The 15,688-nt window shown below is 72.0% G+C and carries 16 protein-coding genes; 9 read left to right on the top strand and 7 right to left on the bottom strand.

The window, feature by feature from the left end:
- The first annotated feature begins 77 nt into the window (after positions 1 to 77).
- From ACSP50_RS10065 to ACSP50_RS10055, 3 genes are all read left to right on the top strand, one after another.
- Positions 78 to 1,070 (top strand): radical SAM protein, encoded by a 993-nt coding sequence (locus ACSP50_RS10065; RefSeq protein WP_014689068.1) that lies wholly within the window; start codon positions 78 to 80, stop codon positions 1,068 to 1,070.
- Between the two features lie 134 nt (positions 1,071 to 1,204).
- A complete protein-coding gene (locus tag ACSP50_RS10060; protein WP_014689067.1) occupies positions 1,205 to 3,208 on the top strand; it encodes a metallophosphoesterase family protein in 2,004 nt (667 codons plus the stop codon).
- A 347-nt stretch (positions 3,209 to 3,555) separates the two neighbouring features.
- Entirely contained in the window at positions 3,556 to 4,224 is a 669-nt protein-coding gene (locus tag ACSP50_RS10055) for a DUF3455 domain-containing protein (protein WP_099344027.1), read from the top strand.
- Between the two features lie 48 nt (positions 4,225 to 4,272).
- On the opposite strand, the gene ACSP50_RS10050 is transcribed toward ACSP50_RS10055, so the two are convergent.
- The 6 genes from ACSP50_RS10050 to ACSP50_RS10025 form a co-directional block, all read right to left on the bottom strand.
- Positions 4,273 to 4,575 (bottom strand): hypothetical protein, encoded by a 303-nt coding sequence (locus tag ACSP50_RS10050; protein WP_014689065.1) that lies wholly within the window; start codon positions 4,573 to 4,575, stop codon positions 4,273 to 4,275.
- Positions 4,576 to 4,591: 16 nt separating this feature from the next.
- Entirely contained in the window at positions 4,592 to 5,575 is a 984-nt protein-coding gene (locus ACSP50_RS10045) for a hypothetical protein (protein ID WP_014689064.1), read from the bottom strand.
- A 5-nt stretch (positions 5,576 to 5,580) separates the two neighbouring features.
- The gene (locus tag ACSP50_RS44770) at positions 5,581 to 6,189 is read right to left on the bottom strand and encodes a PE domain-containing protein (protein ID WP_172898742.1); all 609 of its coding nucleotides are present in this window, start codon (positions 6,187 to 6,189) and stop codon (positions 5,581 to 5,583) included.
- Positions 6,186 to 6,719: a YbaB/EbfC family nucleoid-associated protein gene (locus ACSP50_RS41710; RefSeq protein WP_014689062.1), complete on the bottom strand. Its 534-nt coding sequence runs from the start codon at positions 6,717 to 6,719 to the stop codon at positions 6,186 to 6,188. Before ACSP50_RS41710 ends, ACSP50_RS44770 begins: the two co-directional genes overlap by 4 nt.
- Before the next feature lie 150 nt (positions 6,720 to 6,869).
- Entirely contained in the window at positions 6,870 to 7,547 is a 678-nt protein-coding gene (locus ACSP50_RS10030; protein ID WP_014689061.1) for a DivIVA domain-containing protein, read from the bottom strand.
- A 483-nt stretch (positions 7,548 to 8,030) separates the two neighbouring features.
- Positions 8,031 to 9,257: a low temperature requirement protein A gene (locus ACSP50_RS10025; RefSeq protein WP_014689060.1), complete on the bottom strand. Its 1,227-nt coding sequence runs from the start codon at positions 9,255 to 9,257 to the stop codon at positions 8,031 to 8,033.
- A 180-nt stretch (positions 9,258 to 9,437) separates the two neighbouring features.
- Here ACSP50_RS10025 and ACSP50_RS10020 point away from each other — a divergent pair, with 180 nt between their 5' ends.
- The 4 genes from ACSP50_RS10020 (at position 9,438) to purU (ending at position 12,447) form a co-directional block, all read left to right on the top strand.
- Positions 9,438 to 10,658 carry an inorganic phosphate transporter gene (locus ACSP50_RS10020; RefSeq protein ID WP_014689059.1) on the top strand — a complete coding sequence of 407 codons (1,221 nt, stop codon included), beginning with the start codon at positions 9,438 to 9,440 and terminating at the stop codon, positions 10,656 to 10,658.
- Positions 10,659 to 10,671: 13 nt separating this feature from the next.
- On the top strand, positions 10,672 to 10,989 hold the full coding sequence (locus ACSP50_RS10015) for a hypothetical protein (RefSeq protein WP_014689058.1): 318 nt from the start codon (positions 10,672 to 10,674) through the stop codon (positions 10,987 to 10,989).
- 7 nt (positions 10,990 to 10,996) lie between these two features.
- Positions 10,997 to 11,317 (top strand): DUF3349 domain-containing protein, encoded by a 321-nt coding sequence (locus tag ACSP50_RS10010; RefSeq protein WP_014689057.1) that lies wholly within the window; start codon positions 10,997 to 10,999, stop codon positions 11,315 to 11,317.
- A 224-nt stretch (positions 11,318 to 11,541) separates the two neighbouring features.
- Positions 11,542 to 12,447, top strand: a complete 906-nt coding sequence (purU, locus tag ACSP50_RS10005; RefSeq protein ID WP_014689056.1) for a formyltetrahydrofolate deformylase — start codon at positions 11,542 to 11,544, stop codon at positions 12,445 to 12,447.
- A 227-nt stretch (positions 12,448 to 12,674) separates the two neighbouring features.
- Here purU and ACSP50_RS10000 read toward each other — a convergent pair whose 3' ends face one another.
- Positions 12,675 to 13,439, bottom strand: coding sequence for an SGNH/GDSL hydrolase family protein (locus ACSP50_RS10000; protein ID WP_014689055.1), 765 nt, complete (start codon positions 13,437 to 13,439; stop codon positions 12,675 to 12,677).
- A gap of 286 nt (positions 13,440 to 13,725) precedes the next feature.
- On the opposite strand from ACSP50_RS10000, the gene ACSP50_RS09995 reads away from it, so the two are divergent.
- Together ACSP50_RS09995 and ACSP50_RS09990 are read left to right on the top strand one after the other, a co-directional pair.
- Positions 13,726 to 14,613 (top strand): alpha/beta hydrolase, encoded by an 888-nt coding sequence (locus ACSP50_RS09995; RefSeq protein ID WP_014689054.1) that lies wholly within the window; start codon positions 13,726 to 13,728, stop codon positions 14,611 to 14,613.
- Positions 14,614 to 14,727: 114 nt separating this feature from the next.
- Positions 14,728 to 15,525, top strand: a complete 798-nt coding sequence (locus ACSP50_RS09990; RefSeq protein ID WP_014689053.1) for a hypothetical protein — start codon at positions 14,728 to 14,730, stop codon at positions 15,523 to 15,525.
- Positions 15,526 to 15,688 lie beyond the last annotated feature (163 nt).

Here is a 15,688-nt window from a genome sequence, read left to right as displayed (position 1 = left end):
CGGATCCTGACCGCGGCGCTGCCGGGGCGGCAGGCGCGGCGCGGTTTCAACTGCGCCGGGGCGGGCATGCGCGGCGCATGCCCGCCCTGACCGACACGCCGCCGCTGCCCGCCCACCTGCAGGTTGAGGTCACCTCGGCGTGCAACCTGCGCTGCACCATGTGCCTGGTCCGGTACCGGCCGCCGGTGAACAAGCTGGCCGGCGCGATGCGCCCGGAGCTGTTCCACGCCCTGGTAGCCGAGCTCCCACTGCGGCAGCTGACCCTGCAGGGGCTCGGCGAGCCGCTGCTCTCCCCGTACCTGCCCGAGATGATCGCGAGCGCGGTGCGGCGCGGCGTCCGGGTCGGGTTCAACACCAACGGCACGCTGCTCAGCCGGCGCCGGGCCGACGAGCTGGTGGCCAGCCGGGTGGACTGGCTGCACGTGTCGCTGGACGGCGCCGGCCCGGCGGTGTACGAGGCGATCCGCGAGGGCGCGCACTTCGACACGGTGATCGCCAACCTGGCCGGGCTGGTCGCGGCGAAACGGGCCGCGGGCAGCGCCACCCCGTGGATCCGGGTGGTGTTCGTCGCGATGCGGGACAACGTGGCCGAGCTGCCGGCCCTGGTCCGGCTGCTCGCCGGGATCGGCGTGAACGAGCTCCGCGTGCAGAACCTGTCGCACAGTTTCGACGACGCGACGGCCGACTACACCGAGATCCGGGACTTCACCGCGGCCCAGGCGCTGTGGACCGGGGCCGACCTGGACCGGGCCCGGGCCGCCTTCGCCGAGGCGTCCGCCGCCGCCCGGGACAGCGACCTGAACCTGCGCCTGCCGCACCTGGACGAGCGGGAGGCGACGGGTGGCGGCTGCACCTGGCCGTGGGATGCCGCGTACGTCACCAGTACCGGGGTGGTCCAGCCGTGCTGCATGGTGATGGGTGACGACCGGGTCAGCCTCGGCGACCTGAACACGGCGAGCTTCACCGAGATCTGGCACGGCGAGCCGTACCGCGACTTCCGGCGGCGGTTGAACAGCGCGGAGCCACCGGACGTGTGCCGAGGGTGCTCGCTCTACCGCCACACCTTCTGACCTTCTCTTCGTCCATCCAGGCCGGTGGGGAGTCTGATGCACTCTTCGTGAACGGTTTGCCGGAGTGATCTCTTCACTTCGCCGTGAGTTCTCTTTTTGGCACGCGCACGGTCCGCGAAGAGGACCAGGATGCGGTGGTGACGCTTTTCTCCAGCAACCGTCCCACCACCGTGGACGAGTACACCGAGTGGAACGCCAAGGCGCTGGCCCGCGAATCGGTCAGCCGCCGGTCCGCCCTCAAGGCGGTCATGGCCGGCGCCGGCGGCATCGCCGTCGCCCAGTTCAAGCTCGCCGACGCGGCCTTCGCGGCCGGTGGTGGCACCGCCGGCACGGCCGGTGTGGTGGTCTCCGGCCGCCACCTGTCCTTCGTCCCCGGCCGGGACGGCATCCCGCAGGCCGCCATGGCGGTCACCGCGCAGCTGGTCAGCAAGACCGGCAGCCTGCCGAAGAACCTGCGGGCCTTCGTCGAGGTCGGCATTGCCCCGGGCCACTACGGCGCCCGGCACGAGGCCGACATCCAGCACCTAGTCGGGCAGTACGCGATCCCGGGCGGGCCGATCGGCAGCCAGTTCTACCTCAAGGCGAAGATCACCGGCCTGCGCCCGGACCACATCTACCACTACCGGGTGCGGCTCTCCGACGGCACCGTCTCCGGCGACGCGCACTTCACCACCGCGCCGGGCAGCGGCCACCACAGCGGCCACTTCGGGCTGGAGCCGGCCAAGCCGTTCACCTTCACCGCGTTCGGTGACGTCGGCACCAACAACGCGCCGGTCGACCCGGCGTACGCCTGGGGCCAGGACCCGGCCTCGGTCACCGCGAACGGCGGCGCCTGGCCGAAGGGCGTCTTCGACAACAACTACTACAACGCGGCCGACCCGGTCGGCGGCGCCACCGGCACCGATCCGAAGCCGGCCGTCACCCAGACCAACCTGATGGCCTCCCAGCACCCGGTCTTCACCCTGCTGGCCGGCGACATCTGCTACGCCGACCCGTCCGGCTCCGGCCTGCCGGCGGACAACACCAACGCCCTCGCGGGCGGAGCGGCGCCCGGCACGAACCTGTACAACCCGTACGTCTGGGATGTGTTCTTCAACCAGATCGAGGCGCAGGCCGCCTTCACCCCGTGGATGTTCGCCACCGGCAACCACGACATGGAGGCGCTGTACAGCGAGACCGAGTTCCTCGGCGGCAGTGACACGCACGGCTACGCCGGGCACCTGAAGCGGCTCGACATGCCCGGCAACGGCCCGAAGACCTGCCCCTCGGTGTACCGCTTCGTCTACGGCAACGTCGGCGTCATCTCGGTCGACGCCAACGACCTGTCCGCGGAGATCCAGACCAACACCGGATACTCCAAGGGCGCCCAGCTCACGTGGCTGGAGGACACCCTCAAGGCATGGCGCACCGACGGCGGGCTGGCCGACCGGATCGACTTCATCGTCGCGTTCTTCCACCACTGCGCGTACTCCACCACCAACAACCACGCCTCCGACGGCGCGGTCCGCTCGGCGCTCGACCCGCTGTTCAGCAAGTACCAGGTCGACCTGGTCGTGCAGGGCCACAACCACCTGCTGGAGCGCACCGACCCGATCAAGAACGGACGCCGCACCAAGGGCGCCCCGGACGGCTCGACGATCTTTCCGGCCACCGACGGCGTCACCTACATCACCGCCGGCTCCGGCGGCCGCCCGCGCTACCCGTTCCGGCCGGCCCCCAGCGCCGGCGCCCCCGCACCCACCGGGATCACTCCGGAGGGCGTCGAGCTGCTGCCCGAGGGTCAGCGCTACCGCGGATATCAGCCGGCCGGCGGCGTCAACACCACCGAGAACAACACCGAGAACATCGTGAACAGCTACTACTGGTCGACGGAGGGCACGGCGATCAACGCGTCCGGATACCCGTCCGGGACGAAGGTGCCGGAGACCGTCGACTGGTCCCAGGTCCGCTACGACGACTACGCGTTCATCGCGGTCGACGTCGTCCCGGCCCGGCGCGGCCAGCGCACCACGTTCACCATCCGGACGCTGGCGGACGCGCTGCCGGGCAGCGGCCAGCCGTACAGCGAGATCGACCGGATCACCCTGGCCCGGACCGCCGGCCTCAGCCGGATCCGCACCCTGCACCACGGCCACTGACCAGGTCAAAACCCTTGCGGCGGTACGACGTTCCGCCCGCATCCCGCTCCGATGATCCTCGGCCCGGCACGCCTCGCGCGCCGGGCCGCCCCACGCGTGGCGTCGATCAGTACCGATCCGCCGACGTCGAGGACGCAGCTGCTGTGCCCACAGCGGTCTGCCGGCTTCCCACCATCGGATTAGCCGGATCCGGGTGCCCCCAGGACCCATCGGACATCGGCGTCGGACGATCGATGACATTCGGATGGCCGAACGGTCACCATTGAAGTTGATCTCGATCCACAGTGGCCTGGCAGCCGTGAGTGCTGATGGTGGGCAGGGGCTCACCTATGCAGCAGGGGGATTTCATGTTCAGCACCAAGCGTTCCCGGATCCGCGCTCTGGCCCTGACCGGTAGCCTCGCCGCCGCCGGCGTCACCATCGGCGCGGTCACCTTCGACGCCTCGGCCGCCGAGACGGCCGCACCCGCCCCGGTCGCGGCCGACGCCGCCGCAGCCGGCGGGCCCGCGGAAGCCGCCGCCGGCGCGCCCGCGGCGGCTCAGCTCAAGGCCGTGCCGCCACTGGTCACGGCGGTGCCGAAGGACATCCGGCCGCCGGACGGGTCGCAGCCGATCGGGGCATTCGTGGTCACCGCCGGCACCCAGAACTACACCTGCGTGGTGCCGGCCGGGGCGACCACCGGCGGCTACACCGGCAACTCGGTGCCGGAGGCGCAGCTGCTCGGCACCGGCGGCCGGATCCACCACTTCGCCGGCCCGAGCTGGCAGTCGGAGCGGGACGGTTCCCTGGTCACCGCCACCAAGACCGCGGCGCTGCCGCCGCGCGCCGGCGCGATCCCGGAGCTGCTGCTGCAGGTGAAGACCCACTCCGGCAGCGGCATCCTGGACCGGGCCGACTACATCAACCGGCTCTACACCTCGGGCGGCGTGGCCCCGGCCACCGGTTGCACCGCGGGCCAGACGGTCAGCGTCCCCTACAAGGCCCTCTACGTCTTCTGGGACGCCCCGGCCGCCTGACCCCGACCGGACACCGGCCCGGCGGCCACCGCCGCCGGGCCGATCCGGTCAGACGTCGGGGCGCCCGAACTCCTCGATGAGGAATTCCGGCTCCTGCCCCCAGAACAGCGAGATCTCCGTGACGATCTCCCGCAGGTTGCCCGCAATCTCGGGCGGCAGCGGCTCGCCGTTGTCGTCCCAGCGGGGGCGGGCCGGCAGGCGGTACCTGATCCGATGCGTCCCGCGATCCACACCGATCATCAACGAATGCTCACCGAGCCGGAGGAGCATGTCCTCCCGACCGGCTCCGGCCAGCGTCACGCCGCTCTCGACATGGAGCGCCATCTGCGACATCACCGAACGTACTGTCATGTCGGACGCCTCCGGATCACGGGAACGGATCGATCTCATTGATCTTCGTGATGTTCGGGTTCACTTGCAATGCCGGCTTCTCCCTGGTGTACCAGACACTTCCCGACCAAGCCTCATGGGTCCAGGCGGTCGCCTCGCCGGAGGCGTTCTGCGCGTAACGCTCGGACAACCTCTTCCAGACATCCATCGCCTGATCGCCGTTGACCGGTGAGCCGGACTCGAACAGCTTCATGTCGTCGAACCGCTTGCCGCCCGGCGTCATTTCCAAAGTTAGCGAGGTTGTGCCGTTGACCTGCTTCTCCGCATAGGCGCGCATCTTCTCGCCACCGGGTTGCAACCCGGAGTAGAAGTTCGCGCCATGGAGCGGACTGCGCACGTCAGCGTTCTCGACCTCATGCATCAGACCGCGGAAAGCCGTCCTCTGGCCGCGGACGACGGTCTTCTCGGCGAGGGTTCTGGCGCCGGCCTTCTCCATCATCTTCGCGGCCTTGCGGAGCAGCGTGGCGATCTCGCGCTCGATCAGCGCCATCGCCTCGTGGATGAGCTTCCGCACCGCGACCCGGGTCAGCGCGATCCATCCCGGAATCTCCGCGAGCGTCGCCCCCGCGGTCACGGTCGCCGTCGCGACCGCCTGCCCCACCTCGACGGCCAGCGCGGTCAACTGCGCGATGAACGCCATCTTCAGGGCGAGCGTCACCCCGGCCATCGCGACCAGCGCGCCGCCGATCATCTCCGCGGCGGTCGCCGATTCCTGCAGGTGCCTACCGGGGCCGTCGTCGCCGTTCCACCAGCGTTCGAAAGCGTCGACGCCGGCGCCCTCGTTCTCCAGCCACACCTGGCGGGCGGCGGCGGTGGCCTGGTCGGCGTGCGCCCGCATCCGGGTGCCGTGGTCGATCCACGCCTTGCCGGTGGCCTGGAGCTGATCCTCGTCAGCCTCCGGCCATTCCAGCCCGATCCAGCTGAGCGGCTCGGTGAGCTCGTGCGGCAGCGTCAGCGTCATGACCGTTACACCCCGCTCCTGGCAGCCGCGGGTCCGGCCCCGGACGACGCCGGAGCGGAGGTGGGGCCGGATGAGTACGGTGCCGTGAGCCCGGTTGCGGACGGGGCCGGGCCGGGCGATGAGACAGTGCCCGGCGCGGGGGTGAGGACGCCGGGGGCGGGGGCCGGGGCAGGGGCGGGAGCCGGGTGTGCCGACGACCCGCCGGTGTTTTCGCCGGTGACGCCGCCCGGCGCGTTCGGTGCCGGAGCCGGCGTCGGGGTGGTCGGGTCGGCGCCGGGCACCGGCGGGGTCGCCCCGGGCAGGCCGCTGACCGCGTACAGCGAAGAGGCGGCCTCGGCGTCCGCCGCCGCGACCGACCGCGCCTGCATGACCAGCGCCGCCGCCGCGTAGCCGACCTGTTCGGCGTAGGACGCCATGGCGTCCAACGCCGTCTCCGCCACCGCCCGGTAGGCGAGCGCGAACACGCTTGACGTCTCGTCGGCGCCCCACGGGTGCGCGCCGCCGACCGCCGCTTCGAGGGAGGTCACGTCGTCGGCGATCCGGCCGGCGATCGCGGCCAGGTCGCGCCCCGCGTCGGCGACCCGGTCCGGGTCGAGCCGGAGCCGTCCGGTCACCACGGCCGGTCCGCCCGCCGGCTCAGGTCGTACAAGGCGACGGAGACTTCGGCGAACCGGCGTTCCGCGGTGTCCGACGCCTCGGCCAGCGCGGCCTTCAGCCGGTCCGGGACGACCGTCTCGGCGTACCGGGCGGTGGCCGCCTCGGCCCGGTCCCGCACCGCGTCCTGGGCCATGGTGAACGCGGTGACCAGCGCGTCGCGCAGTTCACCGAGCGGCAGGTGGACGACCCGCGGGTCGAGGTACAGCTCGGCGATCCGGCCGTCGCCGCCGAGTTCGAGCCAGACCCGGCCGTCAGCCGCTTCGCCGACCGCCGGAGGCGCGCTGTACGAGCCGCCCACCGAAGGCCCGCCGTACGAGCCCCCCGCCGGAGGCGCGCTGTACGAGCCGCCCACCGAAGGCCCGCCGTACGAGCCCCCCGCCGGAGGCGCGCTGTACGAGCCGCCCACCGAAGGCCCGCTGTACGAACCGCCCGCGGGCCCCCCGCCGTACGAGCCGCCCGCCGCTCCGCCGTACGAGTTGTCGCCCATGACGCCCCTCCACTTCGGCCGTCCCGGGGAACGCCCTGTGAAGCGACGCTCACCCCCTGTGCTGCCGAATACAGCGCGGGGAGTGAACCAGTTCAATGAAAAAGGCCCCGCGGACCGGAACGGTCCGCGGGGCTTTCCCCGACGGGTGGGTTACTCGGCGGCGTCCGGGCCGCTCGTCAGGTCCATGAGCTGCTGGGTGACGTGGTTGGTCAGCGCCTGTTGGTAGCCGGAGGCGAGCTGGCCCAGCTTGTCGATCTCCTCGACCAGGGCGGCCCGCTTCTCCACGAGGCTGTCCATCGCCTCGGCGTGGTTGCGTCGGGCGTCGCTCTCGATGGTGCCGGCCTTCATCTGCGCCTCGGCGGTGAGCTGCTCGGCCTTGGCACGGGCACCCTCCATCACCGACTCGGACTCGCGCTGCGCGTCACGCATGTGCTCGTCGGCGGTGCGCTGGGCCATCATCAGCACCCGGGCGTTGCGGTCGTCGTCGCCGATGGTCGGCATCGCGCCGGACGGGGCGGCGCTGCGGGCGCGCTCGAGCTGCGACTGCACGTTGCGGGCGTTCTGCTCGGCCCGGGCCCGGGCCTCCTGCAGCCGCTCCAGTTGGGCCTGCAGGTCGGCGAACTCGTTGGTGATGACCATGGTGGCGGCCGGGTTGCCGCCGCCGCGCTGGGCCTGGTTGCGCAGCGCGTTGTTCTCCTCGAGCAGGCGGATCAGCTCCTGCTCGACCTCGTCCAGGAACGCGTCGACCTCTTCCTCGTCGTAACCCCGCTTGCCGATCGGCGGCTTCTTGAAGGCCACGTTGTGGATATCAGCTGGGGTGAGCGGCATCGCATTCCTCGGTTCCCGTCGGCGGACGTGGTGCGGCCCGAAATCCTACGCAACAGCGGCACGTTACCGCCCGTGGGCATGATCACGCGGCCCGGAAGTCGCTGACCAGGCTTGATGTGAGCAGGCGCACGCCCGGGTCCCGGCGTGCAAGTCACGGATAGTACCGGCCCGGGCCGTCCGGCGCACGAGTCGATCATCGAAAATCCAGGTCAACCCGGGCGGAGCGGGCGGCACGCGGCATTGCGGAGGTACATGCGAATCTTCGATGCCCGCGAAATCGGGCATCGACCACCCGCAGCCTCCGGCGACCCGCGGCCGGCCACTCCCGGACCCGACAACGCGCCACCGCCGGCCCACCCGCCGACCCGACAACGCGCCACCGCCGGCCCACCCGCCGACCCGGCGACCCGGCGACCCGGCGACCCGGCGACCCGGCGACCCGCCGGAGCCGGCCACCCGGCGACCCGCCACCGCCGCCCACCTTCAGACCTTGGCGACCCGGATCACCCCGGCCCGGTGCTGGAGCACCCCGGTGATCACTCCACCCACCAGGACGGCCGCGCAGGACGCCAGCAGCGCGACCGGGGACAGCCCGGGCAGCAGGGTGAGGATCAGCACCAACGGCACACCGAGGCCGGGCCAGAGCAGGGCGGCCCGGCGCCGGCCGGAGAGGACGGCCTGGATCACCGCGGCGCTGAGCAGGTATCCGGCCAGTCCGGCGCCGAGCACCGCCCGGGTGCCGGCCGGCAGGTGGTCGTCGGCGCCGTGCCGGATGGCGTGTTCCAGCCCGACCGCGACGGCCGCCAGGCTGATCGCGACCGGCAGGTGGGCGTAGACGTAGAAGTCGTGCACCCCGCGCCGGGTGCGTTCGCCGCCCTCCTGGACGAGGCGGCGTTTCGCGGCGCCGCCGGAGAGGTCGAAGTACGACCACCAGAGCGCGGCCGCGGCGAGGAACCCGCAGGCGGCGGCGACCACCACTGGGGCGGCCCACCGGCCGTCGTGCAGGCCGACCACGGCGGCGGCCACCGACTCGCCGAGCACCAGGATGACGAAGAGCCCGAAGCGGTCGGGCAGGTGTTCCATGTGCAGCGGAGGCGCGTCCGGCACCCGGGTGGCCAGGGTGGGGCCGAGCAGGTCGACCAGGACGCCGGCGGCCCACAGGGCGTAGCGCGCCGGGCCGGGCACGGCCAGTGACACCGCCCAGCAGGCGGCGCCCGCGGCGTGACCCCACAGGTACGGCCGGATCCCGGCCCGGGCGTCCGGCAGATTCCACCAGACCCGCAGGTAGCCGAGCACCAGCATGAGGCGCAGCAGCACGTAGCCGGCGGCGAACCAGCGGGCGTGGGCGCCGATCGCCTGTTCGGCGGCGGCCGCCATGGCGATCACGCCGGCCATCCCGGTCAGGGTGAGCAGCCGGAAGATCGCGTCGTCGGTGTCGAACCGGTTGGCGTACAGCGTGGTGCTGGCCCAGGCCCACCAGCCGGCCACCAGGACGGCCACGAACCGGAATCCGCCACTGAGGGTCTGGTGCTCGGCGAGCAGGTCGGCGCAGCGGCCGACGAACAGCACGAAGGCCAGGTCGAAGAAGAGTTCGAGGCGGGTGGCCGAGCGGTTCGCGGCACGGTTGACGTCCGGCGGGCGAACGAGGTCGCGTTCCTCCTCGTCCTCACGGTTCAGCCTGGCCTGGTCGGTCGTGCCGCTGTTGTCCACCCGGTGCGCCTTACCCCGTACGCAATGATCGAAATCAACGCCGCAACCATCAGGAAAGCGCTTGCCTAGGCGCGATCGAGGTGGTCCGCCCCGGCGGAGAGCTGAAACAGCGCGTGAACACCCGGCGAACTCTATAAGTGCCCTATGGATGGTGGCCGCTGAGCGGGTAAACGCCGTTTCGTGACCCAGACAACCGTGGTCCTCATCCTCGTGGTCATCACCGCCCTCGGATTCGACTTCACCAACGGCTTCCACGACACGGCCAACGCGATGGCGACCTCGATCGCCACCGGCGCGCTGCGTCCCAGGGTGGCTGTGCTCCTGTCCGCCGTGCTCAACCTGGTCGGCGCGTTCCTCTCGGTGCAGGTCGCGCTCACCGTCACCAACGCGGTGGTCAGAATCCAGAACAGCGACGGCACCCCGAAGGCGGATCTGCTCGCCGACGGCGGCCAGGCCCTGCTGCTGATCGTGCTGGCCGGCCTGGTCGGCGGCATCGTGTGGAATCTGCTGACCTGGCTGCTCGGCCTGCCGTCCAGCTCGTCGCACGCGCTCTTCGGCGGCCTGATCGGCGCCGCGGTGGCCGGCCTCGGCTGGAGCGGGGTCAAGTGGACCGGCGACGGCACCAAACTGGACGGCGTGCTCGGCAAGGTGATCCTGCCGGCGATCATGTCCCCGGTGATCGCCGGTGCGGTCGCCGCGGTGGGCACCTGGATCATCTACCGGATCACCGTCGGGGTGGCGCAGCGCTTCACCGAGAACGGCTTCCGCTGGGGCCAGATCGGTTCGGCCTCACTGGTCTCGCTCGCGCACGGCACCAACGACGCGCAGAAGACGATGGGGGTCATCACGCTCGCCCTGATCGCCTCCGGCGAGTGGACCGACACCGGGAACATCCCGCTCTGGGTCAAGGTCGCGTGTGCGCTGGCCATCGCCCTCGGCACCTACCTGGGCGGCTGGCGGGTCATCCGGACCCTCGGCAAGGGGCTGGTCGAGATCACCTCGCCGCAGGGCATGGCGGCCGAGACCGCCTCGGCCGCGGTGATCCTCTCCTCCAGCCATCTCGGGTTCGCGCTGTCCACCACGCACGTGGCGACCGGCTCGATCCTGGGCTCCGGGGTCGGCAAGCCGGGCGCGCGGGTGCGCTGGGCGGTGGCCGGCCGGATGGTGGCCGCCTGGTCGATCACGCTGCCCGCGGCGGCCCTGGTCGGCGCGGTCATGTGGTGGCTCGGCGACCTGGTCGGCGGCCTCGGCGGCGCGCTGCTGATCTTCGCGGTCCTGGTCGCACTCTCCGTGTTCATGTATCTCCGGTCGCGCCGCGAACCGGTCGACCAGCACAACGTCAACGACGAGTGGGACACCCCGGCCGCCCGGCCGCGGGAGACCGCCGGCGCGGCGAGCTGAGGGGACGGACACCGTGCACAATCTGACCCTGGCCTTCGAGGGCGCCTGGAAGGTGCTGCTCGCCGGCCTCATTCTGGGCGCCGGGCTGCCGGCCGTCTTCGCCCTGGGCATCCGGTCGCTCGCCTACGGCGCGGGCGGCGACGCCGAGGTGCACGCGGCCGGCGGGAGCGGGCCGAAACCGCACCGGCTCGGCACGGCCGGCGGATACCTGGCGTTCGCCGTGGTGCTGCTCGGCATCGCGCTCGGCATCACCTTCATCGTGGCCACCGGCTTCGGCAAGGCGCTCAGCTTCGAGCACCTCTACCCGACGATCATCGACAGGAAGCACTGAGGCGGTCGTGAACGAGCAACGGTCGAACTTCGTCACCCGCGCCCTCGGGTGGCTGCGCGCCGGCTATCCGGAGGGTGTGCCACGCCGGGACTACGTGGTGCTGCTGGGGCTGCTGCGCCGCAAGCTCTCCGAGGACGAGGTCCGCAGAATCGCCCAGGAGCTGGCCGCGCAGGCACAACCCGGGGACGGGCCGATCACCGGCGCCGACATCGAGGAGATGATCAGCCAGACGATGCTGCAGGAGGCCACCCCGGCCGACGTCGTCCGGGTGTCGGCGCACCTCGCGGCCGGCGGCTGGCCGCTGGCGGATCCCCCACCGGCCGACTGAGCAGAGGCCGGCTGAGCTTCGCGGGGTGCTCCACGGCGTACCGGCATGGGCGATCGCCCTGCTTCGGGCAGACCTGGCTGCCGCCGTGACGCTTCACCCGGTCGGCGACCGTCGGGCCCGCGTGATTCCCGTCTCCTGGGCCCCTGCCACCGCGAACGTCGTCACTAGGGAAGAATCCGTGCCGGATCTTGTGACGCCAGCCGGCGACAGAAAGGAGGACTGACGTGACGCTCACCCAGCATGCTCCCTCGGTCCGCACACAGCCCGGGCCGACCGACAACCAGGCCGTGCTGATCGTCCACGGCCGGGACCGCACCGGAATCGTCGCCGCGATCAGCGCGGTCCTCGGCAAGCACGACGCCAACATCGTGTCCCTGGACCAGTATTCCGACAATCCGCACGGGGGCGCCTTCTTCCAGCGCACCGTCTTCGCCCTGGACCATCTGAAGGCCCGGCTCCCCCAGGTCGAGGCCGACCTGCAGGCGAAACTCGCCGAGGGTTTCGACCTGGAGTACACACTGCGCGACCTGTCCGTCCCGAAACGCGTCGCGATCTTCGCCTCGAAGGATGACCACTGCCTGCTCGACCTGCTCTGGCGACACCGCCGCGGCGAGCTCCCGATCACCGTGTCGATGGTCATCTCGAACCACGCCGACACCGCCAACGAGGTCCGCTTCTTCGGCGTCCCGTTCTTCCACGTGCCGTCCGCCGGCCCGGACAAATCCGCGGCCGAGGCCCAGCACCTGCAGCTCCTGCAGGGCAACGTCGACTTCATCGTGCTGGCCCGCTACATGCAGATCCTGTCCGGGACCTTCATCGAGCGCGTCGGCGTCCCGATCATCAACATCCACCACAGCTTCCTGCCGTCCTTCATCGGCGCCGGCCCCTACGCCAAGGCCAAGCAGCGCGGCGTGAAGCTGGTCGGGGCGACCGCCCACTACGTCACCGAGGATCTGGACGAGGGGCCGATCATCGAGCAGGACGTGATCCGGGTCTCGCACGCCGACACGGTGGCCGATCTGCAGCGCCGGGGCGCGGATGTGGAGCGGGCGGTGCTCTCCCGGGCGGTCCGGTGGCACAGTGAGGACCGGGTCATCCGGCACGAGAACCACACGATCGTCTTCGCTTAGCACCCGATCGCGGTCGTACGAGCGGGGTCGCGGCCCGGCCTCCGCTCACCGGGGTGCCGGGCCTCGCCTGCCGGGCGGCATCCGCTCCGCTCGCGGCCCGACACGCCACCCACCGCAGGCGGCGGGGCGCGGTTGCTCGCCAGGCCACGCCCGCTCGGGTCATGGCCCTGTCGTCGCCCGGGGCAGGCACCGGGTCGCGGCCGACTGAACCGGGTACCGCCCGGACGTCAGGCGGGCTGGATGGCGGGGACCGAGATCCAGTCGGTGTACTTGCCGGTGCGGTCGTCGCCGGAGGACTGGCCGCGCAGGCGGCGCTGGATCCACGGAAGGACGTGTTCGCGGTAGTAGCGGGCCTCGGCGAGCAGGCCGCCGCGAGCGCCCTGGCCGGGATCGATGACGTGGGCCGGGGTGGGGTGGCCGAGGGCGGTGAGGACGGCGCCGGCTACCCGGCGGTGGCCGTTGGCGTTGAGGTGGAGGCGGTCGGCGGACCAGTAGCCGGGCTTCTGGATCTCCCGGTCGTGGAACATGTCGACGAAGGTGAGGTTCTCGAAGCGGCCGGCGAACGGCGCGACGGCGGCGGTCAGCGCCTCGGCCTTGCGGCGCATCGAGGCGCCGAACGGCAGGTGGTGGGACGGGTCGGCGCCGGAGAGCAGCAGGACGTGGATGCCGTTGTCGAGGCAGCGGCGGATCGCGTTCTCGGTCATCGCGACCAGGGTGGTCATGTCACTGCCGGGACGCATCATGTCGTTGCCGCCACCGTTGAGCGACAGCAGGGTCGGTTTCGGATCGAGGGCGAGCGCGGCGTCCAGCTGGTCGGTGACGATCGGCTGCAGGAGGCGGCCGCGGATGGCCAGGTTCGCGTACCGGATCGGCTCGCCGAGCCCGGCGGCGAGGCCGGCGGCGACCAGGTCGGCCCACCCCCGTTCGCTGCCGTCCGGCTGGGTGTCGCCCATGCCCTCGGTGAAGCTGTCCCCGATCGCGACGTACCGCATCCCCGCACTCCCGCCGTCCGCACCCCAGTTGATCAGCCCCAGCGTAACCAGCGCCGATCCGCGCCTCGCAGGCTCGCGCCGACCGGGTGATCAACGACTCGCCGGGGCGCCGCGGTCCCGCACCACCTCACGATCGAGGACTCGCCGGGAGGCGTGCAGTCAGGTGGACCCCCATCAGCCGGTGCCGGCCTTCTCCGGCCGCACCCCTGGACAAAACCCGCTTTTCCGGTACGTCATGAGCCGTCCCGGCCTGCCCCGCCCACCCCTTTCTGGTACGAGGTGGAACGTGACCGCAACCCTGGATTCGCAGCGCTACTGCCCGCCTCCTCCCGTGACCCACGGTGACCGCATCGCGTGGTGGGACGTGACGGTCGCCGAGGTGCCCGGCTACCGCCCACTCACCCTGGACCTGTTCCGCCCCACCGCCGTCGGCCACCCGCTCCCGCTGATCGTCTGGATCCACGGTGGTGGCTGGCTGTTCGGCGGCAACAAGGACGCCGCGCACGGGCGGATCGCCGACCGAATCCTGGCGGCCGGTTTCGCGGTCGCCCGGGTCACCTACCGCCTCAGCGCCGAGGCGCGGTTCCCGGCCCAGCTGCACGACGTCAAGGCGGCCGTCCGCTGGTTGCGCCGCAACGCCGCCGGGCTCGGCCTGGACCCGTCCCGGTTCGGCGTCTGGGGCGAGTCGGCCGGCGGCCACCTGGCCGCGCTCATCGCGCTGACCGGCGACGACCCGGACCCGGCGCTGACCGGCCGCAGCGGCGTGCCGGGCGTCTCCGACGCGGTGCAGTCCGCGGTGCTCTGGTACGCGCCGAGCAACCTGCTCAGCATGGCGGCGCAGAACCATCCGGAGGGCCGGCCGGACCACGACGCGCCCGGCTCGCCGGAGAGCCGGCTGGTCGGCGGCCCGGTGCAGGAGCTGCCGGCCGAGTCGGCGGCGGCCAGCCCGGTCACCTACGTCACCGGGGACGCGCCACCGATGCTGCTGCTGCACGGGGCCGACGACCGGACGGTGCCGGCCGGGCAGAGCGAGGAGCTGCACGACCGACTGGCCGCCCTGTCCGCGCCGGTCTGCCTGCGGCTGATCCCGGGCGCCGGCCACCGCTTCACCGGGGTGGACCTGGATCCCCTGATCAGCGGCTCGCTGCAGCACTTCACGGCCACGCTCTCGTAAGGCCTGGTTGCCGGCCGGGAGCGACTTCGGGGCAGGTCGGGTCGGGAGTCACCGCGGCATCACCCGGCGCTCTACGGTGGTGACTCCCCGTACCGGCAAGCGAAGGATTTTCTCGTGAACCTGCGCCGTTCCGTCTGTCTCGCCGTCTCGGCCGCCGCCGCCACCGTGACCCTGCTGTCGATGTCGGGCGCCGCGCACGCGGCGTCCGCGCAGACCGTGCAGAGGTCCAAACCGGCCGCCACGAAGGACACCGACCGGGACGGCATGCCGGACCGGTGGGAGATCGCGAACGGGCTGAACCCGAAGAAGAACGACGCCCGCGCCGACCGGGACCGCGACGGCCTGAGCAACCGGGCCGAATACCGGGCGGGGACGAACCCGCGCACCGCGGACACCGACCGGGACGGCATGCCGGACGGCTGGGAGGTCACCAACGGCCTCGACCCGCGCGCCGACGACGCCGACGACGACGCCGACTCCGACGGTCTGACCAACACCCAGGAGTACGACCTCGACGACGACCCGCAGTCCGAGGACAGCGACGACAACGGCGTGCTCGACGGCGACGAGGACGCCGACCGGGACGGGCTCACCAACGCGCAGGAGTACACGCTGCCCGGCTACGACCCCACCGACGCGGACAGCGACGGCAACGGGGTGTCCGACGGCGACGAGGACCTCGACGACGACGGGCTGACCAACGCGCAGGAGTTCCAGCTCGGCGACGACCCGCAGGCCGCCGACAGCGACGACGACGGCGTGCTCGACGGCGACGAGGACCACGACGGCGACGGCACCAGTGACCTCGACGAGCTGACCGACGGCTCCGACCCGCTCGGCGGCGACGACAGCGGCTCCCCGGACGACACCACCGACCCGGCCGGCCCGGGCGACGACGCCCCGGCGAACTGAACCGGTCACGCGGCCGGGTCCACCCTGATCCGGCCGCGCCCCACCCGGGCTGCGCGGCTGGGCCTGGCGCACCCGCAGGAGGCGGCCACGCTGCTGCCCGAGACGCTGGCCCGGCGGGCCGACGCGGCGATCCGCGCCCGGCTCGACAACGCGTCGTACCACC

This window comes from Actinoplanes sp. SE50/110, from assembly GCF_900119315.1.
Lineage (GTDB): Bacteria > Actinomycetota > Actinomycetes > Mycobacteriales > Micromonosporaceae > Actinoplanes.
The sequence above is the reverse complement of the archived record's forward strand: the minus strand, read 5'-3'. Positions and strand labels throughout refer to the sequence as shown.

Bases quoted from the DNA above. Each gene is read 5' to 3' on its own strand.
- ACSP50_RS10065 (WP_014689068.1), top strand. From the start codon at position 78: ATGCCCGCCCTGACCGACACGCCGCCGCTGCCCGCCCACCTGCAGGTT.
- ACSP50_RS10055 (WP_099344027.1), top strand. From the start codon at position 3,556: ATGTTCAGCACCAAGCGTTCCCGGATCCGCGCTCTGGCCCTGACCGGT.
- ACSP50_RS10050 (WP_014689065.1), bottom strand. From the start codon at position 4,575: ATGACAGTACGTTCGGTGATGTCGCAGATGGCGCTCCATGTCGAGAGC.
- ACSP50_RS10045 (WP_014689064.1), bottom strand. From the start codon at position 5,575: ATGACGCTGACGCTGCCGCACGAGCTCACCGAGCCGCTCAGCTGGATC.
- ACSP50_RS41710 (WP_014689062.1), bottom strand. From the start codon at position 6,719: ATGGGCGACAACTCGTACGGCGGAGCGGCGGGCGGCTCGTACGGCGGG.
- ACSP50_RS10030 (WP_014689061.1), bottom strand. From the start codon at position 7,547: ATGCCGCTCACCCCAGCTGATATCCACAACGTGGCCTTCAAGAAGCCG.
- ACSP50_RS10000 (WP_014689055.1), bottom strand. From the start codon at position 13,439: ATGCGGTACGTCGCGATCGGGGACAGCTTCACCGAGGGCATGGGCGAC.